Genomic DNA, 20,713 nt, shown 5'->3' with positions numbered 1-20,713 from the left:
CGCGCCCCTGAAGGGGGCCCTGAGTCGTGTCTGTCGAGCGCCCGTCACCTGCTGTCACCCAGCCGCTGGATGTGGAGCTTGACCGCCTGGCCGACGACGACCAGGACACGGTTGCCGAAACCCGGCCGCTGCCCGAACCCGAGCCGGCCGAGCGCCGCCGGGACCGGCCCGACCTGCTGCCCAGCATCGGGCACATCGGGCGGTATGCGCTGAAATACACGATTGGCGAAGGCGGTCTGGGCACGGTCTATGCCGCCCACGATCCGCTGCTCGCGCGCCTGATCGCGATCAAGACCCTGCACGTCGACCTGCCCCTGGCCGATCGCGAGCAGTTCAACGCGCTGTTTCTGAACGAGGCCAAGGCGGCCGGCAGCCTGAACCACCCGCACATCGTGACCGTCTATGACGCGGGCACGAGCGAGCAGGGCACCTACATTGCGATGGAGCTGCTCAAGGGCAAAGACCTGCGCCAGCTGCTGGCCATGGGCTGGCAGCCTACGCCGGCCCAGGCTGCGTTGATCGTGCGCCGGGTGGCCGATGCGCTGAGCTATGCCCACCACAAGGGCGTCATCCACCGCGACATCAAGCCGGCCAACATCTTCATGGTGGGCCGCACGCAGCCGCGCGTGCTGGATTTCGGCATCGCCCGCATCCGCCAGGCCGAGTCCCTGGCGCAGCGCGACGACGCCCAGAGTCGCTTCCAGGAGGTCGTGGGGGGCTCGCCCTACTACATGGCGCCGGAGCAGGTGCGCCACCAGCCGGTGGACCGCCGCATGGACGTCTGGGCCTTGGGCGTGGTGCTCTTCGAGTTGCTGACCTTCCGGCGTGCGTTTTCGGGGGGCAGCCTGGAGGAGATTGCCGAAGCGGTGCTGGACAAGCCCATCCCGCTGGCCCACGAGGTGAACCCCGAGGTGCCGCGCGCCCTGTCCGACATCGTGGCGCGGGCCATGCAGCGCGACATGGCGCAGCGCACGCGCTCGGCCCGCCGTCTGGCCGCCGAGTTGCGCGCCTGGTTGGAGGGGCAGGAGGGCGTGGGCGCGGCGGTGGGCCTGCCTGCAGGCGCCCGTGCGGCCATGGGCGCCCAACCTGCTTCTCTGGGTGGTGTTCGCGCCGGGCTCGGGCGGCCTGCGGCGTGGGGGGCGGTGGCCTTTTCGGTCCTGGTGCTCGGCGCCGCAGCATGGTGGCTGCTCAGGCCGGGGCATGCCCCGTCGTCCCTCGAGATGGACCAGACCTTGTCGGAGCGCGCGGCCGCATCTGGCGTGGCCTCGGCCGCGGGACCGGTGCCCAAGGTGGCTGCGGTGTCCGCGCCCGTGCCGCCTTTGGGTGGGGTGCAGGGCGCGTCAGGTCCCGCCTCGGTGTCCGCTCCTGTCTCGGCCCCCGTTGCCGAAGCCGACGTGGCGCCGGTTGAGGTGAGGCTGGCCATCAGCCCCTGGGGCGAGGTGTCGGTCGATGGTCGGCCGGTGGGGGTCACACCCCCCATGAACCTGCTCAAGCTGCCCCCAGGACGCCACACCATCACGATTCGTAACGGCGACGCACCGGTTTTCCGGCAGACTCTCGTGCTCCAGCCCGGTCGGGCTGCGAGCATCCAACACCGATTCTGAGCACCGCGTGCCACCCATGAAGTACAAGAACCTGTCGTCGTTCGCCCAGGGAGGGCTGTCCGTTTCCACCGTTTCCCAGATCCGTTGGGCTGCCCTGGCGGGGGGCATCGGCCTGTCCCTGTTGGCGGGTTGCGCCGCGTCGGGCGGGGGCAAGCCCGGTGCCGTCAATGCACCGCCGCCCGTGATTGCGCCCGCCAGTGCGCCGGTGTCCGTGGCCGCGCCGGAGCCGGCTCCCAGTGTGCCCACGGCCGCCGAGAGCGCCTTGAGCCAGGGGGTGAAGTCCTACCAGGCTGGCAAGTACCAGATGGCCGAAACCCAGTTGCGCCTGGCCCTGAAGGAGGGGCTCACGGTCCCGGCCGACATCGCCAATGCCCACAAGCACCTGGCCTTCATCTACTGCACCAGCAAGCGCGACAACCAGTGCCTCGCCTCGTTCAAGGCGGCGAAGGTCGCCGATCCCGCGTTTGAGCTGAGCAAGGCCGAGTCGGGCCATCCCATGTGGGCGCGCACCTACAAAAAGGCCATGGCGGCCGCTGCGGCGGCATCGACCAAGGCGGCGCCGGCCAAGAAGTGAGGCCGGGCGCGACGCCTATGCCCCGGTCCGCCTGGCTCAGTCCTTGAGCGTGACTTCCAGCTTGCGGTCGCCCTGAGCGGCCCAGCGGCGGGTCTCTTCGTCGAGCAGGTGCAGGGTGCGCGGGTGCTGGGTGGCCCAGCGGCGCGGCAGCACCAGTCGGCTCTTGCCGCGGCCACGCTGCAGCTCGGCCAGCTTCGGGGGCAGGTCGACGCGGGCATGGTGCAGGATCAGGGCCAGGCGCAGGCACAGCACCTGCGACATCAGCGCCTGGTCATGCAGGTGCTCGGCCAGCTTGATCAGCTCACCACGCTGGCCCAGCACCAGGGAGGCCAGCTTGCGCAGCTGCGATTGCGAGAAGCTGGACGCGTCAACGTGACTGAGGATGTACGCGCTGTGGCGGTGGTGATCGTGGTGCGAGACCATCATGCCGATCTCGTGCAGGGCGCTGGCCCAGCCGAGCTCGCGGGCGTCTTCACCGTCCAGGGCCGCTTCCGGTTCGCCCAGCGTGGCCCACAGGCTCAGGGCGCGCTGGCGGATGCGTTCGGCCTGGGTGGGATCGACCTTGAAGCGCTGCTGCAGTTCGCGCACCGAGGTGTCGCGCGGGTCGGGCAGGCGGTGGTTGCGGGCCGCCTCGATGCGCTCTTCGAGGTCGAAGATCACGCCCTGGCGCAGGGCTCCCTTGGCCGGTCGCAGGGCTTCGATGTCGAAGTGCATGGCCAGGGTGTAGAGGATGGACAGGCCCCCGCCCAGCACGGCCTTGCGTTCCGGCTTCAGGCCGGGCAGGTTCAGGGCCTCCATCGTGCCGGCCTCGATGCACTGGGCCATGCACCAGCGCAAGGCCTCGGGTGTGATGCTGCCGTCGGTGATGCCGTTGGCGGCCAGGATCTGAGAGACCGCACCCACCGTGCCGGAAGAGCCCAGGGCCTCCTGCCACTGGCTGCGGTCAAACAGCGTCAGGGCCTCTTCGAGTTCGGCGCCGGCGGCGATCTGGGCGGAGCGGAAGGCTTCTGCCGTGTAGCGGCCCTGCGGGAAGTGCTGCAACGACAGGCTCACGCTGCCCACGCCGAAGGACTCGGTGCGCTGCGGGGTGCGGCCGTGGCCCAGGATCATCTCGGTGGAGCGCCCACCGATGTCGATGACCAGGCGCGGCAGTTCGCTGGGCTGCAGGCGCGACACACCCTGGTAGATCAGGCGGGCTTCTTCGCGGCCGGCGATCACCTCGATGGTGTGGCCCAGCACGAGGTTGGCGCGCTGCAGGAAGGCGTCGCGGTTGCGGGCCTCGCGCAGCGTCTGTGTGGCCACGGCGCGCACCTGCCAGGTCGCAAAGCCCTTGAGGCGCTGGGCGAAGCGGGCCAGGCAGGTCAGGCCACGCTGGGTGGCTTCTTCGGTGAGCAGACCGTGGGCATCGAGGCCGGCACCCAGGCGCACGGTCTCCTTCAGGTAGTCGACGCGCTTGTACTTGCCCTTGACCAGCTCGGCGATCTCGAGCCGGAAGCTGTTGGACCCCATGTCGATGGAGGCCAGGAGGTGGGGGAAGCGGCTGCCTTCCAGGCCAGGGGCCGGGGCCTTGCCCGTTTTGATGCTCAGCGGAGTGTCCATGGGGCGTATTGTCCTCTGTCCGTGTGACGGTGTTCGGGGCCGCTTGAAAGCAGGAGTTGACAAGGTTGCTAAGATCAATCAATGACCCTGATGTACATCGTGGCCGCGACCTTCCTGGGCGGCGTGGTATCTGTGGCGATGGCGGCTGCCATCTCTGCCCCTTTGCTGAGCCTGATCGTTCGCCACCTGGTGAGCCTGTCGACCGGTGTGCTGCTGGGCACGGCCCTGCTGCATGTCTTGCCCGAGGCCTTCGAAGGTGGTGAGCCGCCCCAGGCCCTGTTCCTGACCCTGCTGGGCGGGCTGATGTTCTTCTTCCTGCTGGAGAAGGCCGAGCTCTACCGCCATGGCCACCACCATGAGCACGACGACCACCATCACCACCATGGCTTTGATGCCGAGCAGGCGGGGCGTGGCGGTTGGAGCGTGCTCGTGGGTGACAGCATCCACAACTTCTGCGATGGCGTGCTGATCGCTGCCGCCTTCCTGGCCGATCCCCACCTGGGCCTGGTCACGGCCGTGGCCATCATCGCCCACGAGATCCCGCAGGAGGTGGGGGACTACATCGTGCTGGTCAACGCCGGCTTCACGCGCACGCGTGCCCTGGTCTACAACATGATCTCGGGCATGGCGGCCGTGGTGGGCGGTGTGCTGGGCTACTACCTGATCGCGCCCTGGGAGGCCTACCTGCCCTACATGATGGTGGTGGCGGCTTCCAGCTTCGTTTACGTGGCCGTGGCCGACCTGATCCCGCAGCTGCAAAAACGCCTGAGCTGGCGCGACACGGCCATTCAGATCTTCTGGTTGGCGGCGGGCCTGCTGATGATCTGGTCCATCGTGGGCCAACTGCATGGCAGCGAAGAAGGCCATGGCCATGGCCATGGGCATGACCACGCCCATGAAGCGGTGCAGGCGCCGGCCGGTGTGGGGGCTTCGGGCGCGTCCAGCGCCTTGGCCCGCTGAGGTCGCGTCAGGCCTTGACCGCGGCGCTGCTGCGGGTGGCCGTGATGCCCCCCACCACGATCAGCGCCATGCCCAGCACCGAGACGAGGTGCACCGGATCGTCGAACAGCACGATGCCCAGAACGAAGGTGTGGGCGATGGTGAGGTACTGCAGGCTGGCCATGGCCAGGGGCTCGCCCCGCGCGTAGGCCTTGGTGAGGCAGACCTGGGCCGCTGTGGCAAACAGGCCCGTGCCGAGCAGGAAAAGCCAGCCTTGTGCCGACGTGTGGCCCCATCCCGGGTGCCCCTGTGCCATGGCCAGGCCGCTCATCAGCAGGCCCGAGACGGCGCCAAAGAGCGAGAAGTAAAACACCACGCGCAGTTCGGGCTCACCCGAACGGCCCAGACTGGCCACCTGAAAATACGCCACGGCCGACAACATGCCCGAAGCCAGGCCGAAGAGGCCGGGCAGCCACAGGTCACGTTCCAGGCTGGGGCGCAGCACCATGGCCACACCGATGAAGCCCACGGCGATGGCGCCCAGCATCAGCAGGGGAATCGGTTTGGCGGGCAGGCCCCGCCAGCGCTGGATCGCCAGCCCGCCGAGCAGGAACACGGCCATCCACACCGAGGACATGTAGTTCAAGGTGACGGCTGTGGACAGCGGCAACTGGCCGATCGTGTAGAACCACATGCTGAGGGCGACCACGCCCGCCAGGCCGCGCTGGAAGTGCAGCAGCGGCACGCGGGTCTTGAGCGTCAGGCCCTGGCGCCAGGCCATGAAGCCCATCATCAGCACGCCCACGCCGCCGCGGCAGAACACGACCTGGCCGGTCGTGGCCTCGAGCGAGGCCTTCTTGACGCACACCCCCATGCAGGCAAACAGCAGGGTGGCGATCACCATGAGCCAGGCGGCCGAGAGGCCGCCTCGTGGCAGGGTCTGCCCGGTGCTCAAGCGCCCCAGCCCATGGTGCGGCGGTACCACTCGTGGAAGTGCTGCATGCCGTCTTCCATGGGGCTCTGGTAGGGGCCGACCTCGTTGTCGCCGCGCAGCAGGAGGGCCTTGCGGCCGGCGTCCATGCGCTCGGCGATTTCGTCGTCTTCCACGCAGGTCTCCATGTAGGCGGCCTGCTGGGCCTCGACGAACTCGCGCTCGAAGGCCACGATTTCCTCGGGGTAGTAGAACTCCACCACGTTGAGCGTCTTCTGGGGGCCTTGCGGGATCATGTTCGACACCACCAGCACGTGCGGGTACCACTCCACCATCATCGTGGGGTAGTAGGTCAGCCACACGGCGCCCTGGGTGGGGCGTTCGCCGTTGCGGTACTTCATGACCACGTCGTGCCACTTCTTGTAGACGGCCGAGCCCGGCTTGTCGAAGCCCTTGGCCACGCCCACGGTCTGCACCGAGTACTCGCGGGCCATGTCCCAGGCCAGGTCATCGCAGGTGACGAAGTTGCCCAGGCCGGGGTGGAAGGGGCCGACGTGGTAGTCCTCGAGGTAGACCTCGATGAAGGTCTTCCAGTTGTAGTTGCACTCGTGCAGTTCGACGCGGTCGAGCACGTAGCCGGTGAAATCGAGGTCCCCACCTGGCTTGAAGCGGGCATCGAGCCCGGCCAGGTCGGCAGCGATGTCGCGGCCGTTGTCTTCGAAGATCAGGCCGTTCCAGTTGCGCGTCTTGTAGCGATTCAGGTTCAGGCAGGGGTCTTGCGCGAAGTGGGGGGCCCCGATCAGCTCACCCTGGTGCGAGTACGTCCAGCGGTGCAGCGGGCAGACGATGTTGGACTTGGTGTGGCCGCGGCCCTTGAGCATGATGGCCTGGCGGTGGCGGCACACGTTCGACAGCAGCTCGATGCCGTCTTTCGTGTGCACCAGGGCACGGCCTTCGCCTTCCTGGGGCAGGGCGTAGTGGTCGCCGACCTCGGGCACGCTCAGCGCATGCCCCAGGTAGCGTGGACCGGACTGAAAGATGCGTTCTTGCTCCTCCTTGTACAGTTGTTCGTCGAAGTAGACGGACACGGGCAGCTGGGTGTGGCTGCGGTGAAGGGCGTTGAGCGCAGGACTCAGGTCGGACATGATCCCCAGGATCTCCAAAAACCAATGTCAACCGCCCTTGGGGCCCGGCGTGACCGTGGCTGGTCTGGCGCAAGGCGTGGCCCAAGGGATGAAAAATCCCCGACCGGCGGGCCTGAGGGTGCAGGGCACAGGGCGCTTGCAATGCGCCGTGCACAGACAGGGCCGCCGTACCGGGGGACTGGTGCCCGGATCCTCGCTGTGATCCGGGAAACCCTCTATTGTACCCAGTGGGGGGCTTTCGGGGGCAAGGCCGTGTAAGGCACTGCCCCAATGCGGCATGGGCTCCACCCTGACCAAGGGGCGTGGGCCGCTGCGGCAGGCGACAGGGCGCGTCGCCATGAGGGCGTCCGAAATAGAATACGCGTTTGCCCGGCGTCGGGCTTTTCAGGCAGAGCTCATGGCCAAGTCCCCCGCTGTACCCGGCACCCCTCCTGCAGACACCCCCTTGCCCGCATCGTACGAGGCGGCCCTGGCCGAGCTGGAGCAGCTGGTCGGGCAGATGGAATCCGGGGCCCTGCCACTGGAGCAGTTGCTGGGCAGCTACCAGCGTGGGGCAGCCCTCCTGCAGTTCTGCCGGGGCAAGCTCGATGCGGTCGAGGCGCAGGTCAAGCTGCTGGAAGATGGCCAGCTGCAGAACTGGGACGCCGCATGAACCCCGAGCGCTTCAAGACCTGGTCGGCCGAGGTGCTGGCCCGCGTGGAAACGGCCCTGGGCGAATGGGTGCCTGCCTCGGCCCCGGCTGGCCTGGGTGAGGCCATGCGCTATGGCGTGCTCGACGGTGGCAAGCGCCTGCGGGCCTTGCTGGTGCAGGCGGCGTCCGAAGCCGCCGGTGCCTGCGCGACGCCCGCCGGCCGCGAAGCCGCGCTGCGTTCGGCCTGTGCGGTCGAGCTGATCCACGCCTATTCCCTGGTGCACGACGACATGCCCTGCATGGACAACGACGTGCTCCGCCGGGGCAAGCCCACGGTGCACGTGGCCTTTGGCGAGGCCCAGGCCATGCTGGCCGGCGACGCCATGCAGGCCCTGGCCTTCGAGCTGCTGGTGCCCGGTGAGGGCGAAGGCGTCTGGGGCGATGCGGCCATGCAGGCGCGCCTGTGCCGCGTGCTGGCGCGTGCCTCGGGCCAGTTCGGCATGGCCGGAGGCCAGGCCATCGACCTCGCCAGCGTGGGCGCGGCCCTGGACGAGGCCTCGCTGCGCGACATGCACCAGCGCAAGACCGGTGCCCTGCTGCGTGCCAGCGTGCAGATGGGCGCCGCCTGCGGTGGCCTGAAAGACGGCGATGCCGCCTGGCTGGCGCTGACCGACTATGGCCATGCCATCGGCCTGGCCTTCCAGATCGTGGACGATGTGCTGGACGCGACCCAGGGCTCCGAGACCCTGGGCAAGACGGCAGGCAAGGACGCCGACGCCAACAAGCCCACCTATGTGAGCCTGCTGGGCCTGGAAGGCGCCCGAGCCGAGGCTGCCAGCCTGCTGCAGCAGGCCCTGGCCGCCCTGGCGCGCAGCGGCCTGAGCGCCGACGCGACCGCGCCCCTGGCGGCCCTGGCCGAGCGCATCGTGCACCGCGACCACTGAGACACTCGAAGCAGACCGAAGAAGAAGCCCCCAAGGATGACGACCATGAGCTACCCCCTGCTGTCGAAGATCGACAAGCCTGCCGACATCCGGCACCTGTCGCGCTCGGAGCTCAAGCAGCTGGCCGGCGAGTTGCGCGAGTACCTGGTGCAGAGCGTGTCGCGCACGGGCGGGCACCTGTCTTCCAACCTGGGCACGGTGGAGCTGACCATCGCGCTGCACCACGTCTTCCACACGCCCGATGACCGCCTGGTCTGGGACGTGGGCCACCAGTCCTATCCCCACAAGATCCTGACCGGCCGCCGTGACGCCATGGCCAAGCTCAAGCAGCTGGGCGGCATCAGCGGCTTCCCACGCCGGGAAGAGAGCGAGTACGACACCTTTGGCACGGGCCATTCCTCCACCTCGATCTCGGCGGCGCTGGGCATGGCCCAGGGGGCGCAGATCAAGGGCGAGGCCCGCAAGGCCGTGGCCATCATCGGCGATGGGGCCATGACGGCGGGCATGGTCTTCGAAGCCATGAACAACGCCGGGGTGCCGCACGCCGGCAAGATGCCGAACGTGCTGGTGGTGCTCAACGACAACGACATGTCGATCTCGCCACCGGTGGGGGCCTTGAACCGCCACCTGGCGCGCCTGATGTCGGGCCGCTTCTACACGGCCGCGCGCGAGGGGGCCAAGCAGGTGCTGCGCAATGCCCCGCCGCTGTTCGAGCTGGCGAAGAAGCTGGAAGAGCACGCCAAGGGCCTGGTGGTGCCGGCCACCATCTTCGAAGAATTCGGCTTCAACTACGTGGGCCCGATCGACGGCCATGACCTCGACAGCCTGATCCCCACGCTGGAAAACCTGCGTGACCTGGAGGGACCGCAGTTCCTGCATGTCGTCACCAAGAAGGGCTACGGCTACAAGCTGGCCGAGAACGACCCCATTGCCTACCATGGCCCGGGCAAGTTCGATCCGGCCGTGGGCCTGGTCAAGGCCGCCCCGGTGCAGCCGGCCAAGCCCACCTTCACCCAGGTGTTTGGCCAGTGGTTGTGCGACATGGCCGCGGCCGACCAGCGCCTGGTCGCCATCACGCCGGCCATGCGCGAGGGCTCGGGCATGGTGGAGTTCCACCAGAAGTTCCCGGGGCGTTACTTCGATGTGGGCATCGCAGAGCAGCACGCCGTGACCTTTGCCGGCGGCCTGGCCTGCGAAGGGCTCAAGCCGGTGGTGGCGATCTACTCGACCTTCCTGCAGCGCGGCTACGACCAGCTGATCCACGACGTGGCGATCCAGAACCTGCCCGTGGTGTTTGCGCTCGACCGTGCCGGCATCGTGGGGGCCGATGGCGCCACGCACATGGGCGCTTTCGACATCGCCTTCGTGCGCTGCATCCCCAACATGAGCCTGCTGGCCCCGGCCGACGAAGCCGAGACCCGCCAGGCCCTGAGTGCCGCCTACGCCCAGAGCCACCCGGTGGCCGTGCGCTACCCGCGTGGCACGGGTGCCGGTGTGCCGGTGCCGAGCTCGCTGGCGCCCATGCCCTGGGGGCAGGGGGAGGTGCGTCGCCAGACCGCCTGCACCGTGGCCGGTCAGCGTGTGGCCATCCTGGCTTTTGGCACCCTGCTGCATCCGGCCCTGGCCGCGGCCGAGGCCCTGGACGCCACCGTGGCCAACATGCGTTTCATCAAGCCGCTGGACGTGGCGCTGGTGAAGCAGCTCGCCGCCGAGCACGACCTGATCGTGACGGTGGAAGAGGGCTGTGTGCAGGGCGGCGCCGGATCGGCCGTGGCCGAGACCCTGGCCGCTGCGGGCATCGCCAAGCAGCTGCTGATCCTGGGCCTGCCCGACCAGTTCGTCGAACATGGCGACCCGGCCAAGCTGCTCAGCCTGTGCGGGCTGGACGCGGCAGGCATCGAGCAGTCGGTGCGGACCAGGTTGGCGGCGACCGCCCAAACCTGATCCACACCGTCCGCCGGCCCCGACTGCGGGCCTCAGCCTCCCTTGGGTGAAACGGCCAGCGCCCGGTGGGTGCCGGGCGAATGGGGTCCTGGCAGGACGCCTGTTCAGGCGTGGGCGGTGGCCTCGGCCTGTGCGGGTGGGGTCTCGGCGGCGCTCTCGCCATGCCCGTGCCCACCACACGCTCCGCCACAGCCGGTGATGGGTTGCTCGGGCAGGGCCTCCGGACGGGCAAGTTCGCCCGTGACCGGGTCGTAACCGAGGCTCTTCATGTGCAGGGCCAGGCCGGCGTCCATGCTGACCGCGTGTTGCGGGAACCAGATGGTCAGTTCGTGCGCCATCTGGCGGATGGGGGCCAGGTTGCCCTGGGCACCCAGCGCGGCGCCTTCACGCAGCACCTTGAGGACCACGGCGTGCTGGGTCATGTGGCAGCTGCCTGGCGCAAAGCCGGTGGCTTCCATCCAGCGGTCTTCGCGGCCGAAGTGGTCGTCGGTGTGGTCGATCAGGGCCTGCCAGCGGGCGAGCAGGGTGTCGTCATCGGAGGCCTGCACCTCGGCCAGGAGGTCGACGAACTCGCGGTGGGTTTCGTCCATCACGGGCATCGACAGGGACAGGGCGTCAGACCAAACAAGGCTGGACATGGGGGGCTCCTCGGGCGGCCGTGGGCGGCCTGCTGGTGGGGCCGCGCAGGTGCGCCAAGTAGGCGACATGGGGCCGTGTGTCATCGGGAGCCGAGCGTAAGGGCAGGCAAGCCGGCGGGGCTTGCGCTGGCGCAAGGAAGGTCGTGAACGGCGATCGGGGGCGGTGCGGGCGTGGCCTCGCTAGAATCGCGCGTCCGCTCGAGCCCTCATTCCTTCAACCAGCAGGCCCACCAACCATGACCGATCCCGCCGGGCCCTTGCCCACCGCCGCGAGGCTTGGGGCGAAGCTGTGGGCGCGCCACCGGTCGCTGTGCCTGTTTGCGGTCTCGGGCTGTCTGGCGCTGGGCGTGGACGTGGGCCTGCTCTGGTGGGCGCAGCCGCTGCTGGGGCATTACGGCGGGCGTCTGCTTTCGTTCTGGGGGGCGGCCACCTTCACCTGGTGGTTCAACCGCACCCTCACGTTCAGGCCGACGGGGGCGCGTACACGGGGCGGTTTGCTCGCGGAGTACACCGCTTACTTGTCGTCCATGGCCCTGGGTGGGGCGCTGAATTACGGCGCTTACGCGGCGGCCGTGTCGCTGCTGCCTCTGGTGCACCGCCACCCCGCCTTGGGGGTGGCTCTGGGCAGCCTGGTGGGCATGGGCTTCAATTTCTGGTCGGCGAGGCGGATCTTGCGGAACAAGGCCTGAGCCTCGTTCGCCCTGCCTGCCGACTCAGGCCTTGGGCCTCAGCCCAACCGCACCCGGTGTCGCGCCACCTGCTTGCGCACCTGTTCGGGGGCGGTGCCACCCAGCAGGTTGCGGGCGTTGAGCGAGCCACGCAGGCTCAGCACCTCGAACACGTCTTGCTCGACGGCCGGGTTGTAGGCCTGCAGTTGCGCCAGCGAGAGCTCCGACAGGTCGACGCCCGCGGCGATCGCGTCCTTCACGGCATGGGCCACGACCTCGTGGGCATCGCGGAAGGGCAGGCCCTTCTTGACCAGGTAGTCGGCCAGGTCGGTGGCGGTGGCGTAGCCCTTCTTGGCGGCGCGCTCCATGGCTTCGGGCTTGACGGTGATGCCGGCGGCCATCTCCGAGAAGATGCGCAGGGTGTCCTTCAGGGTGTCGACCGTGTCGAACAGGGGCTCCTTGTCTTCCTGGTTGTCCTTGTTGTAGGCCAGGGGCTGGCCCTTCATCAGGGTGATCAGGCCCATCAGGTGGCCCACCACGCGGCCGGTCTTGCCGCGCGCCAGTTCGGGCACGTCGGGGTTCTTCTTCTGCGGCATGATCGACGAGCCGGTGCAGAAGCGGTCTGCCAGGTCGATGAAGCCGAAGGACTGGCTCATCCACAGGATGAGTTCTTCGCTCAGGCGCGAGACATGCACCATCACCAGCGAGGCGGCGGCGGTGAACTCGATGGCGAAGTCGCGGTCGCTGACTGCGTCCAGGCTGTTCTGGCTGACGGCCTCAAAGCCCAGCGTGCGGGCCACGCGTTCACGGTCCAGCGGGTAGCTGGTGCCGGCCAGGGCGGCGGAGCCCAGGGGCAGGCGGTTCACGCGCTTGCGCAGGTCGAGGAAGCGCTCGGCATCACGGGCGAACATCTCCACATACGCCAGCAGGTGGTGGCCAAAGGCCACGGGCTGGGCCACTTGCAGGTGGGTGAAGCCAGGCAGGATGGTGTCGGCGTTTTGCTCGGCCACGTCAACCAGGGCGGTCTGCAGGGCGGTCAGCAAGAGGCCGATTTCATCGACCTCGCCGCGCAGCCACAGGCGCACGTCGGTGGCAACCTGGTCGTTGCGCGAGCGGCCCGTGTGCAGCCGCTTGCCGGCGTCGCCCACGAGCTGGGTCAGGCGGGCTTCGATGTTGAGGTGCACGTCCTCCAGGTCGAGCTTCCATTCGAACTGGCCGGATTCGATCTCGGCGGTGATCTGGGCCATGCCCTTCTGGATCGAGGCCCAGTCGTCGGCACTGATCAGGCCTTGCGCGTGCAGCATCTCGGCATGGGCCAGCGAGCCCTGGATGTCGGCCTGCCACAGGCGCTTGTCGAAGAAGACGCTGGAGGTGTAGCGCTTGACCAGGTCGCTCATGGGCTCGGAGAACAGCGCGGACCACGCCTGGGACTTCTTGTCGAGTTGATTGGTGCTCATGGGTGGGAGGCTTGTGAGGAGGCGAGTGGCCCGGTTGTGACCCTGGTGTGGCCTTGATATGGCTCACAAGGGCGCGCTTCACGCAGAATGTGCAAACCATGGATTTTACCGAGCCCGGGCGACCCGCGGCCAGCCCTTCTGCAGCGCAGCCTGGCTGGGACGCTTCCACACAGTTTGCGCTGACCCAGTTCGGGCCGGGTGCCGAGGCCGTGCGGCCCTTGCCGCCGTCGCCCTTCGATGTCTGTCACGTGGGGGTGGTGCTGCGCGTGGTGCTGGGCGTGCAGGCGGTCGTGGCGCTGGGCGTGAGCTTCGAGGCCAGCGGTCCGATGGACGCTTTCAACCGCTGGACGCAGGCCTCCATCGTGGCCTTGCCGGCCAGCCTGATCTGGTTGCTGGTGGCCTGTGGCGCCAAGCGCTGGCTGGCGCGCCACAGCGAGGCCTGGCAGTGGGCCTTTGCCGTGAGCCTGGGCGCGGCCGCGGCAGCCCTCGGGCAGCTGCAGGCCTCCTGGATCGATTGGGTGGTGGGGGGCGTGCCGCCGCGCGGCTGGGCCTTTGTGCCCGACATGCTCACCGGCGCCGCCCTGGCCGCCGTGGGCCTGGCCTGGTTGCGCCAGCGCGCGCGCAGCGAGCTGCCGGCCCATGCCGCGGCCCGCCTGGCCGAGTTGCAGGCCCGCATCCGCCCTCACTTTCTGTTCAACACGCTGAACACGGCGATCGCGCTGGTGCAGATCGATCCGAACCGCGCCGAGGCCGTGCTCGAAGACCTGGCCGAGCTCTTCCGCCAGGCGCTGGTCTCGCCCAGCCTGCGCAGCACCTTGCACGACGAGGTCGAGCTGGCGCGCCGCTACCTGGGCATCGAGCAGCTGCGCTTTGGCGAGCGGGTGGCCGTGCGCTGGGAGCTGGACGCCGCCGCGGGCGAGGCCGAACTGCCCGCCCTGATCCTGCAGCCCTTGGTCGAGAACGCGGTGCGCCACGGCATCGAGCCTGCGGCCGAAGGCGGCTGGGTGGTGGTGCGCACCAAGGTGCAATCGGGGCGGGCCGTCTTGACGGTGAGCAACTCGGTGCCGCAGGATGCGCCCCGTGGCGGCAGTGCGGGCCACGGCATCGCCTTGCGCAATGTGCGCCAGCGCCTGAAGCTGATGCACGATGTCGAGGCCGACTTCGAAGCCGGCCTGCAATCGGGGGGCGATGCCCGCCAGCCGCCTGTTTACGTGGTGCGCGTGGTCGTGCCCATGCCCCGCACCGAAAAGCCTTGAGACCATGACCCTGCGCCTTGCCCTGATCGACGACGAACCCCTGGCCCGCCTGCGCGCACGCACGCTGCTGGCACAGGCGGCCGTGCCGGTCGAGGTGGTGGCGGAGTTTGGCGAGTCGGTGGCGGCGTTGCTGTGGCTGCGCGAGCAGGACGACGCCGGGTGCGCACCCGACCTGGTGCTGCTCGACATCCAGATGCCGGGCCTGGACGGCATGACCCTGGCCGCCCGCCTGCGTGATCTGCGCCAGCCCCCCAGCGTGGTGTTCGTGACCGCGCACGCCGAGCACGCCTTGCGCGCTTTCGACCTGGCGGCTGCCGATTACCTCACCAAACCCCTGCGCCTGGAGCGGCTCAATGCCACCCTGGAGCGGGTGCTCAGGCTGCGCGCCGCGCTGGCGCCTGCCGATCCGGTGTCGACCCTGGCCGAGCTGGACCCGAGCGAGGTGTTCGTGGTGCAGGACCGCGGCCGCATCGAGCGCATCCCGCTGTCGCAGATCCTCTATTTCAAGGCCGAACAGAAGTACGTCACCCTGCGCACGGCCGAGCACAGCCACGTGCTGAGCGAGTCGCTCACGGAGCTGGAAGGGCGTGTGGGGGAGCGGTTCATCCGCGTGCACCGCAACGCGCTGGTGGCGCGGGCGGCCATGCGGGCGCTGGAGCGCCGTGCCGATGACGAGGACGGCGGCGAATCCTGGGCCGTTCAGATTCGGCCCACCATGGAGTGGCTGACCGTGTCGCGGCGACAGGCCGGCGCGGTGCGCGAGGCCATGGCGCAGCAGGGCTGAGCCCCGGCTGTACCGGCCTCGCGGCTCAGAAGCCCAGGCTGGCCAGCAGGTCGTCGACCTCGCCCTGGTTGGCGACCACGTCGGTGCGGCCTTCGGCATCGACGACCGGGCCATCCAGGCGCGGCACGATGTGCCCCGTCAGCGTGGCCTCCACCTTCTGCGCCTGCTCGGGCGGTGCGGCCTGCACCAGCAGCTTGACCAGCTGGCTTTCGAGGTCGGTCGCCAGCTTCACGACCTTGGCCACCACCTGGCCGGTCAGGTCGTGGAAGTCTTGGGCCATCATGATGTCGGTCAGGTGGCCGTCGACGCGGTGCGTCACGGTTTCCACGTCCTGCACGAAGTTGAAGACGGCGCCGCTGGCCACGGCCTTCACCGGGTCGGCGGTGATCAGCGCAGCGAGCTTGCGGGTCTCGCTGGCGATGTGCTCCTGATCGGCCTTGGCCGTGTCCACCAGGTTCAGCACCTTCTCTGCGGCATCGGCGGTCTTGGTCGCGATGTAGTTCAGGCGGCTGCGCGCGTCGGGCAGGTTGTCGGCCGTGTGCTTGAGTCCCGGCAGGACCCCCAGCATGTTCATCGTGTCGTGCAACTGGCGGGTCAGCGTGCCGAGCTGTTGGAAGATCTCGGGCGACGCCGCGGGCATCGACATGTTTTCTGGCAGGTCCATCTTCATGTGCCGCTCCCGGTTCAGGCCGTGGTGGCCAGCTTTTGCATGATCTTCTGCACCTTCTCTTCCAAGGTGGCCTTGGTGAAGGGCTTGACGATGTAGCCGGCAGCGCCCGATTGGGCCGCGAGCACGATGTCTTCCTTGCGGGCTTCGGCGGTCACCATCAGCACGGGCAGGTGCTTGAGGCTGTCGTCGGCCTTGACGGCCTTGAGCAGGTCAAAGCCGTTCATGTTGGGCATGTTGATGTCGCTGACCACGAAGTCGAACTTGCCGTTCTTCAGCATGTTCAGCGCCACGGCGCCGTCTTCGGCCTCTTCAGCGTTGTTGTAGCCGATTTCCTTGAGCAGGCCCCGGACGATCCGGCGCATGGTGGAAAAGTCGTCCACGATGAGGAATTTCATGTCAACGGGATTGCTCATGGGTCGTCCTTGTGTCGGGTCTTTGCGCTGTGCGCGCCGTCATTGCTGATGTTTTATCGGCCGGTGATGCTCGGTCTTGAGGGCTTTATGCTCGGTTCGGCGCTCTCCGTGGCGGGCTTGTCGGCCTCGGTTTCGTCGTCGTCGATCGCCTCGGCCTTGGCGGCGTTGAAGAAGCGGTCCTCGGCGGCCCGGTTCATCACGATGATGCTGATGCGCCGGTTCAGCGGGCTGAGCGGGTCGTCTTTCTCGTAAGGCATGCTGGCCGCCAGGCCCTGCACGCGCAGGATCTTGTTGCCGGAAAGGCCGCCGGCCGTGAGCTCCCGCCGGGAGGCATTGGCCCGGTCTGCCGAGAGCTCCCAGTTGCTGTAGCCCCGGTCGCCTGCGCTGAAGGGCTTGGCGTCGGTGTGGCCCTCGATGGTCAGCCGGTTGGGCACGTCTTCCAGCACATGGCCGATGGCACGCAGGATGTCGCGCATGTAGCCATTGACCTCAGGCGCGCCGCTGTCGAACATGGGGCGGCTCTGGTCGTCGACGATCTGGATGCGCAGGCCCTCGGCGGTGAGGTCGAGCTGGATCTGGGTCTTGTACTTCGAGAGGCGCTCGTCGTTGGCGATCACCTCTTCCACCTTCTGCTTGAGCACGCGCAGGCGCTCGGCCTCGGCCTTGGCCTGTTCGGCCCGGATGGCCTTTTTGCGGGCCTTTTCTTCGGCGGTTTCCGACTTGCCCTTCTTGACCTGGCCCACGCTCTCGCTGAGGTTGTTGCCGCCGCCCTTGACCAGCGAGGTGGCATCGCCCGCGCCGCTGCCACCAAAGAACGCCACTTTCAGCGGGCTGTTGAAGTAGTCGGCAATGCCTTTCTTGTCGCCCTCGGTGGTGGAGCCCAGCAGCCACATCAGCAGGAAGAAGGCCATCATGGCGGTCACGAAGTCCGCGTACGCGATCTTCCACGCACCACCGTGGGCAGCGTGGCCGCCCTTCTTGATGCGCTTGATGATGATCGGCTGGACTTTTTTCGAATCACCGGCCATGGGTGGGCTTTCGGATCAGGTCGGGGCTTGGCGTGGCGATGTGCGGCGCTCGGAGGCTCACTTCTTCTTCACGTGGCCTTCGAGTTCAGCAAAGGTCGGGCGCTCGGTCGAATACAGCACCTTGCGGCCAAACTCGATGGCCACCTGGGGCGCATAGCCCTGCATGGAAGCCAGCAGCACGGTTTTGACCACCTGGAATTCCTTGGTGCCCTCGTCGAGCTTTTGCTCCATCAGGCCGCCCAGGGGTTCCACCACACCGTAGGCCAGCAGAATGCCCAGGAAGGTGCCCACCAGGGCCGAGCCGATCATCCCGCCCAGCACGGCGGGCGGCTGGCCCACCGAGCCCATGGTGTTCACCACCCCCAGCACGGCGGCCACGATGCCGAAGGCAGGCAGGGCGCCGGCCAGGCGGGCCACGGCCGCACAGGCCGCATGGCCCTCGTGGTGGTGGGTGTCGATCTCGTTGTCCATCAGGGTTTCGATCTCGTGGGCATTGAGGTTGCCCGAGACCATCATGCGCAGGTAGTCGGTGATGAACTCCACCACGTGGTGGTCGTGGCCCATCACGGGGTACTTGCCGAACAGGGCCGAGTTGTGCGGGTCTTCCACGTCCTTTTCAATGGACATCAGGCCCTCTTTGCGGACCTTCTGGAGGATTTCGTACATCATCGCCATCAGCTCGAGGTAACGGTCTTTCGTGTACTTCGAGCCTTTGAACAGCGGGCCGAACTGGCCCATCACGGCCTTCACGGTCTTGGGCTGGTTGTTCACCAGGAAGGCCCCGATCGCGCCCCCGCCGATGGCCATCATTTCCGTGGGCATGGCGTGGATGATCACGCTCATGTTGCCCCCGTGGATGGCGTAGGAGCCGAAGATGCAGCCCAGGCAGACGAGGTATCCGATGGCAACAAACATGGTGTGTCAGGTCAGGGTCGAGTCATGAAGGCATCATCGGCCAGTCGGGCCGGCTTGATGCCGTGAACAAGGGCACGCCCCGCCCGTTTATTCCGCGCAGCTTTCGTGAAGCGAAACGCCGATCGGGTCCGACCACGCAAAAAAGCGGGCCCTCAAACGGGGCCCGCGCAAAGCACGGTCGTGCTAGGAGGAGACAAGCAAGAACGCTTTCCTTCGAAACCGTCCAGCCTTGTTGTCGGCCGGACCGCTCGGAACTTGAGGCCTTTGTCTGCCCTTCAGTGGAAGTGCAGGCCGCCCGAAGACTTGCCCTTGCCCGCGCGGGCCGGCGGGTTGCACAGGCCGCACACGAAGTGGCGCCCGATTTCATGCGGGTGGGTGACGAAGTGGCCGCCGCAGGTGGAGCACTTGGTCATGGTCAGCATGCCGTTGTCGATGAACTTGACCAGACGCCACGCGCGGGTCACCGACAGCAGGGGCTCCAGACCCTGGGTTTCGGTCTGTTCGAGGTAGAGCTGGTAGGCCTTGATCACCACATCGATCTCGTCGATCTCGGCCGCCTTGTTCAGGTACTCGTGGATGTTCAGGAAGAGGCTGGCGTGGATGTTGGGCTGCCAGGTCATGAACCAGTCGGTCGAGAAGGGCAGCTGGCCTTTCGAGGGCGACTTGCCCGAGACTTCCTTGTAGAGGCGCAGCAGGCGCTCGTAGGACATGTCCGTCTCCGACTCCAGCACCTGGAGGCGGGCACCCAGCTTGATCAGCGTGATGGCGCGTTCGATCTGTTTGGCTTCGCTCAGGAGGCTCTTGCTGCGCATGGGGTGACTCCGTTCGGGGCGGTGGGGAGGCGGTGGTTCAGGGGCAGTGAAAGATCAGGCGGCTTCCTGGTGGCGGCCGGCCATCAGGATGTTGGCGTGCAGGCGGCTGACGGCGTCGGAAGCCGTGCCCTTGCCGTGGTTGGTGAGCAGCGACCAGACCAGGTCGTCGTCCACACGCATGCGGGCCAGCAGGGTGTTGCTGGAGGCGATCTTCAGGACCTGGGCCGGGCTCAGCGTGCCGATCAGCGTGGCCGTGTCTTCCGAGATGCCCAGGCGGAACAGGGCCTGTTCGCGGTCGGCGCGGATGAGGCTCTGGGCCAGCATCAGGTAGGACAGGTTGGTTTCGCGGATTTCGGCAAGGATCTGGTCGGCGTTCATGGTGGTTCCTTAAAGCGTCTGGAAGGTGGTCTTGCTGGTCTTGTTTCGCCGATTCGTGTCGGCATGGGTTGGATTCTGGGCAGCCCCCCCGGATTTCTGAATAGGCAGCGCGCTGTAAGGCCCGTCGGCACAGGACTGCACGCCTTGTCAGAAAAAGCCTGACAAAACGTAAACGGTGTGACATGAAACGGGGAAAAGGCCGCCCAGAAAAAAGCCCGGTCTTGCCGGGCTTGTTGTGCGCTGAGGAGGCCTTGACGGGCCTCTGTGCGGGCTTCTGTACGGGCTGCTCAGGCCTGCTCGGGCAGCACCGAATCCACCGCGATGTGCACGGCCTTCTGGCCGCCACCGGGCAGGCTGTAGCGGGCGATGCGTTTGAACACCGCCCACAGCTGGCGGCCGAAGCTGCCCGTGTGATACGGCACCCCGTACTGGGCGCAGACGGCGCGCACCTTGGGGGCCATCTCGATGTAACGGTTGGCCGGGATGTCGGGGAAGAGGTGGTGCTCCACCTGGTGCGAGAGGTTGCCGCTCATCAGGTGCAGCAGGGCGCCGCCGCTGATGTTGCTCGACCCCAGGATCTGGCGCAGGTACCACTGTCCCTTGCTCTCGCCTTCGATGGATTCGCGGCTGAAGGTGTAGACCTCTTCGGTGAAGTGCCCGCAGAAGATGATGGCCCAGGCCCACACATTGCGGATCAGGTTGCCCACCGCATTGCCCGCCAGCACGGCCAGGGCGGCGTCCTGCGCATGGCCGAAGCAGGCGCCCACGGCCGCACCGACCAGCGGCCAGACGAGGTAGTCGCGGCGCACGATGCGCCACATCTTGGCGCGCACCAGCAGCCACTGCGGGCGCACCTCTGCCCACCTCTTGCGGCCAATCACCACCTTGTCCATCTGCATGTCGTGGATGGCGACGAACCACTGGAAGAAGGCGGCCAGCAGGGCGGTCAGCAGCAGCTGGAAGGGGTGCAGCCAGCTCCAGCGCAGGTCGCTCGAAAGGCGCAACAGGCCGTAGCCGAAATCGCGGTCCTTGCCGATGACGTTGGTGTAGGTGTGGTGCGCGAAGTTGTGCGAGTGGCGCCACTCTTCCTTCGGGCAGGTGTTGTCCCAGTCGAAGGTGTCGCCGTGGAAGCGCGGGTCGTTCATGAAATTGAACTGCCCATGCATCACGTTGTGGCCCAGTTCCATGTTGTCGATCACCTTGCTGACCCCCAGCAGGAAGCTGCCCAGCAGCCAGGTGGGCGGGAACCAGCCGCAGAGCAGCAGGGCGCGCCCCAGGCTCTCGGTGACCCGCACGGTCAGCAGGATGCCGCGGATGTAGCGGGCGTCGCGCTCGCCCAGGGTGGCACGCTGTTCGTCGCCGATGGCGTCGAGCGCCTGGCGG

The 20,713-nt window shown here is 67.7% G+C and carries 21 protein-coding genes; 9 read left to right on the top strand and 12 right to left on the bottom strand.

The genetic code is table 11. From position 1 onward, the window contains the following. Positions 1–26 precede the first annotated feature (26 nt). Together QZ994_RS07870 and QZ994_RS07865 are read left to right on the top strand one after the other, a co-directional pair. Positions 27–1,604 carry a serine/threonine-protein kinase gene (locus QZ994_RS07870; RefSeq protein ID WP_290870662.1) on the top strand — a complete coding sequence of 526 codons (1,578 nt, stop codon included), beginning with the start codon at positions 27–29 and terminating at the stop codon, positions 1,602–1,604. A gap of 16 nt (positions 1,605–1,620) precedes the next feature. After that, positions 1,621–2,178: a TssQ family T6SS-associated lipoprotein gene (locus tag QZ994_RS07865; RefSeq protein WP_290870659.1), complete on the top strand. Its 558-nt coding sequence runs from the start codon at positions 1,621–1,623 to the stop codon at positions 2,176–2,178. Positions 2,179–2,214: 36 nt separating this feature from the next. Here QZ994_RS07865 and QZ994_RS07860 read toward each other — a convergent pair whose 3' ends face one another. Further along, a complete protein-coding gene (locus QZ994_RS07860) occupies positions 2,215–3,687 on the bottom strand; it encodes a Ppx/GppA phosphatase family protein (protein ID WP_290870685.1) in 1,473 nt (490 codons plus the stop codon). Positions 3,688–3,858: 171 nt separating this feature from the next. Here QZ994_RS07860 and QZ994_RS07855 point away from each other — a divergent pair, with 171 nt between their 5' ends. Continuing rightward, entirely contained in the window at positions 3,859–4,737 is an 879-nt protein-coding gene (locus QZ994_RS07855) for a ZIP family metal transporter (protein ID WP_290870655.1), read from the top strand. Between the two features lie 7 nt (positions 4,738–4,744). Here QZ994_RS07855 and QZ994_RS07850 read toward each other — a convergent pair whose 3' ends face one another. Both QZ994_RS07850 and QZ994_RS07845 read right to left on the bottom strand, forming a co-directional pair. Continuing rightward, the gene (locus tag QZ994_RS07850) at positions 4,745–5,671 is read right to left on the bottom strand and encodes a DMT family transporter (protein WP_290870653.1); all 927 of its coding nucleotides are present in this window, start codon (positions 5,669–5,671) and stop codon (positions 4,745–4,747) included. Continuing rightward, complete coding sequence (locus QZ994_RS07845) at positions 5,668–6,792, bottom strand: aromatic ring-hydroxylating dioxygenase subunit alpha (RefSeq protein ID WP_290870650.1); 1,125 nt, start codon at positions 6,790–6,792, stop codon at positions 5,668–5,670. Before QZ994_RS07845 ends, QZ994_RS07850 begins: the two co-directional genes overlap by 4 nt. A 397-nt stretch (positions 6,793–7,189) precedes the next feature. On the opposite strand from QZ994_RS07845, the gene QZ994_RS07840 reads away from it, so the two are divergent. The 3 genes from QZ994_RS07840 to dxs are packed head-to-tail and all read left to right on the top strand — an operon-like array spanning position 7,190 to position 10,311. Then, positions 7,190–7,444 (top strand): exodeoxyribonuclease VII small subunit, encoded by a 255-nt coding sequence (locus QZ994_RS07840; RefSeq protein ID WP_290870647.1) that lies wholly within the window; start codon positions 7,190–7,192, stop codon positions 7,442–7,444. Beyond that, on the top strand, positions 7,441–8,367 hold the full coding sequence (locus QZ994_RS07835; protein ID WP_290870643.1) for a polyprenyl synthetase family protein: 927 nt from the start codon (positions 7,441–7,443) through the stop codon (positions 8,365–8,367). The genes QZ994_RS07840 and QZ994_RS07835 overlap by 4 nt, the downstream gene beginning before the upstream one ends. 36 nt (positions 8,368–8,403) lie before the next feature. Then, positions 8,404–10,311: a 1-deoxy-D-xylulose-5-phosphate synthase gene (gene dxs / locus QZ994_RS07830; protein ID WP_290870640.1), complete on the top strand. Its 1,908-nt coding sequence runs from the start codon at positions 8,404–8,406 to the stop codon at positions 10,309–10,311. 104 nt (positions 10,312–10,415) lie between these two features. Here dxs and QZ994_RS07825 read toward each other — a convergent pair whose 3' ends face one another. Next, complete coding sequence (locus QZ994_RS07825; protein WP_290870637.1) at positions 10,416–10,949, bottom strand: hemerythrin domain-containing protein; 534 nt, start codon at positions 10,947–10,949, stop codon at positions 10,416–10,418. 236 nt (positions 10,950–11,185) lie between these two features. Here QZ994_RS07825 and QZ994_RS07820 point away from each other — a divergent pair, with 236 nt between their 5' ends. Beyond that, the gene (locus QZ994_RS07820) at positions 11,186–11,638 is read left to right on the top strand and encodes a GtrA family protein (RefSeq protein ID WP_290870634.1); all 453 of its coding nucleotides are present in this window, start codon (positions 11,186–11,188) and stop codon (positions 11,636–11,638) included. A gap of 38 nt (positions 11,639–11,676) precedes the next feature. Here QZ994_RS07820 and argH read toward each other — a convergent pair whose 3' ends face one another. Continuing rightward, positions 11,677–13,074, bottom strand: coding sequence for an argininosuccinate lyase (gene argH / locus QZ994_RS07815; RefSeq protein WP_290870631.1), 1,398 nt, complete (start codon positions 13,072–13,074; stop codon positions 11,677–11,679). 98 nt (positions 13,075–13,172) lie between these two features. Here argH and QZ994_RS07810 point away from each other — a divergent pair, with 98 nt between their 5' ends. Both QZ994_RS07810 and QZ994_RS07805 read left to right on the top strand, forming a co-directional pair. Continuing rightward, on the top strand, positions 13,173–14,330 hold the full coding sequence (locus tag QZ994_RS07810; protein ID WP_290870628.1) for a sensor histidine kinase: 1,158 nt from the start codon (positions 13,173–13,175) through the stop codon (positions 14,328–14,330). Positions 14,331–14,334: 4 nt separating this feature from the next. Continuing rightward, positions 14,335–15,114 carry a LytTR family DNA-binding domain-containing protein gene (locus QZ994_RS07805; RefSeq protein WP_290870625.1) on the top strand — a complete coding sequence of 260 codons (780 nt, stop codon included), beginning with the start codon at positions 14,335–14,337 and terminating at the stop codon, positions 15,112–15,114. Between the two features lie 25 nt (positions 15,115–15,139). Here QZ994_RS07805 and QZ994_RS07800 read toward each other — a convergent pair whose 3' ends face one another. From QZ994_RS07800 to QZ994_RS07770, 7 genes are all read right to left on the bottom strand, one after another. Further along, positions 15,140–15,784: a protein phosphatase CheZ gene (locus QZ994_RS07800; protein WP_290870622.1), complete on the bottom strand. Its 645-nt coding sequence runs from the start codon at positions 15,782–15,784 to the stop codon at positions 15,140–15,142. 14 nt (positions 15,785–15,798) lie between these two features. Then, on the bottom strand, positions 15,799–16,197 hold the full coding sequence (gene cheY / locus QZ994_RS07795) for a chemotaxis response regulator CheY (RefSeq protein ID WP_290870620.1): 399 nt from the start codon (positions 16,195–16,197) through the stop codon (positions 15,799–15,801). Positions 16,198–16,250: 53 nt separating this feature from the next. After that, positions 16,251–17,225, bottom strand: coding sequence for a flagellar motor protein MotB (gene motB / locus QZ994_RS07790; RefSeq protein WP_290870617.1), 975 nt, complete (start codon positions 17,223–17,225; stop codon positions 16,251–16,253). 57 nt (positions 17,226–17,282) lie between these two features. Continuing rightward, a complete protein-coding gene (gene motA, locus QZ994_RS07785; protein ID WP_290870614.1) occupies positions 17,283–18,140 on the bottom strand; it encodes a flagellar motor stator protein MotA in 858 nt (285 codons plus the stop codon). Between the two features lie 275 nt (positions 18,141–18,415). After that, a complete protein-coding gene (flhC, locus tag QZ994_RS07780) occupies positions 18,416–18,952 on the bottom strand; it encodes a flagellar transcriptional regulator FlhC (protein WP_290870611.1) in 537 nt (178 codons plus the stop codon). Between the two features lie 54 nt (positions 18,953–19,006). Then, on the bottom strand, positions 19,007–19,330 hold the full coding sequence (gene flhD, locus QZ994_RS07775; protein WP_290870608.1) for a flagellar transcriptional regulator FlhD: 324 nt from the start codon (positions 19,328–19,330) through the stop codon (positions 19,007–19,009). A gap of 287 nt (positions 19,331–19,617) precedes the next feature. Beyond that, positions 19,618–20,713 (bottom strand): acyl-CoA desaturase (locus tag QZ994_RS07770; protein WP_290870604.1); only part of this gene is annotated, 1,096 nt, incomplete at its 5' end.

The sequence above is a fragment of the Aquabacterium sp. genome (assembly GCF_021768455.1).
GTDB lineage: Bacteria > Pseudomonadota > Gammaproteobacteria > Burkholderiales > Burkholderiaceae_C > Aquabacterium.
This window is presented reverse-complemented; position numbering and strand designations above follow the sequence as displayed.

Excerpts from the sequence above, each read along its gene's own strand:
- QZ994_RS07825 (WP_290870637.1), bottom strand. The coding sequence starts at position 10,949 with ATGTCCAGCCTTGTTTGGTCTGACGCCCTGTCCCTGTCGATGCCCGTG.
- QZ994_RS07805 (WP_290870625.1), top strand. The coding sequence starts at position 14,335 with ATGACCCTGCGCCTTGCCCTGATCGACGACGAACCCCTGGCCCGCCTG.
- QZ994_RS07820 (WP_290870634.1), top strand. The coding sequence starts at position 11,186 with ATGACCGATCCCGCCGGGCCCTTGCCCACCGCCGCGAGGCTTGGGGCG.
- QZ994_RS07860 (WP_290870685.1), bottom strand. The coding sequence starts at position 3,687 with ATGGGGTCCAACAGCTTCCGGCTCGAGATCGCCGAGCTGGTCAAGGGC.
- QZ994_RS07810 (WP_290870628.1), top strand. The coding sequence starts at position 13,173 with ATGGATTTTACCGAGCCCGGGCGACCCGCGGCCAGCCCTTCTGCAGCG.
- QZ994_RS07845 (WP_290870650.1), bottom strand. The coding sequence starts at position 6,792 with ATGTCCGACCTGAGTCCTGCGCTCAACGCCCTTCACCGCAGCCACACC.
- QZ994_RS07800 (WP_290870622.1), bottom strand. The coding sequence starts at position 15,784 with ATGAAGATGGACCTGCCAGAAAACATGTCGATGCCCGCGGCGTCGCCC.
- cheY (WP_290870620.1), bottom strand. The coding sequence starts at position 16,197 with ATGAGCAATCCCGTTGACATGAAATTCCTCATCGTGGACGACTTTTCC.
- flhD (WP_290870608.1), bottom strand. The coding sequence starts at position 19,330 with ATGAACGCCGACCAGATCCTTGCCGAAATCCGCGAAACCAACCTGTCC.
- dxs (WP_290870640.1), top strand. The coding sequence starts at position 8,404 with ATGACGACCATGAGCTACCCCCTGCTGTCGAAGATCGACAAGCCTGCC.
- QZ994_RS07835 (WP_290870643.1), top strand. The coding sequence starts at position 7,441 with ATGAACCCCGAGCGCTTCAAGACCTGGTCGGCCGAGGTGCTGGCCCGC.
- QZ994_RS07855 (WP_290870655.1), top strand. The coding sequence starts at position 3,859 with ATGACCCTGATGTACATCGTGGCCGCGACCTTCCTGGGCGGCGTGGTA.
- QZ994_RS07865 (WP_290870659.1), top strand. The coding sequence starts at position 1,621 with ATGAAGTACAAGAACCTGTCGTCGTTCGCCCAGGGAGGGCTGTCCGTT.
- motB (WP_290870617.1), bottom strand. The coding sequence starts at position 17,225 with ATGGCCGGTGATTCGAAAAAAGTCCAGCCGATCATCATCAAGCGCATC.
- flhC (WP_290870611.1), bottom strand. The coding sequence starts at position 18,952 with ATGCGCAGCAAGAGCCTCCTGAGCGAAGCCAAACAGATCGAACGCGCC.
- argH (WP_290870631.1), bottom strand. The coding sequence starts at position 13,074 with ATGAGCACCAATCAACTCGACAAGAAGTCCCAGGCGTGGTCCGCGCTG.
- motA (WP_290870614.1), bottom strand. The coding sequence starts at position 18,140 with ATGTTTGTTGCCATCGGATACCTCGTCTGCCTGGGCTGCATCTTCGGC.
- QZ994_RS07840 (WP_290870647.1), top strand. The coding sequence starts at position 7,190 with ATGGCCAAGTCCCCCGCTGTACCCGGCACCCCTCCTGCAGACACCCCC.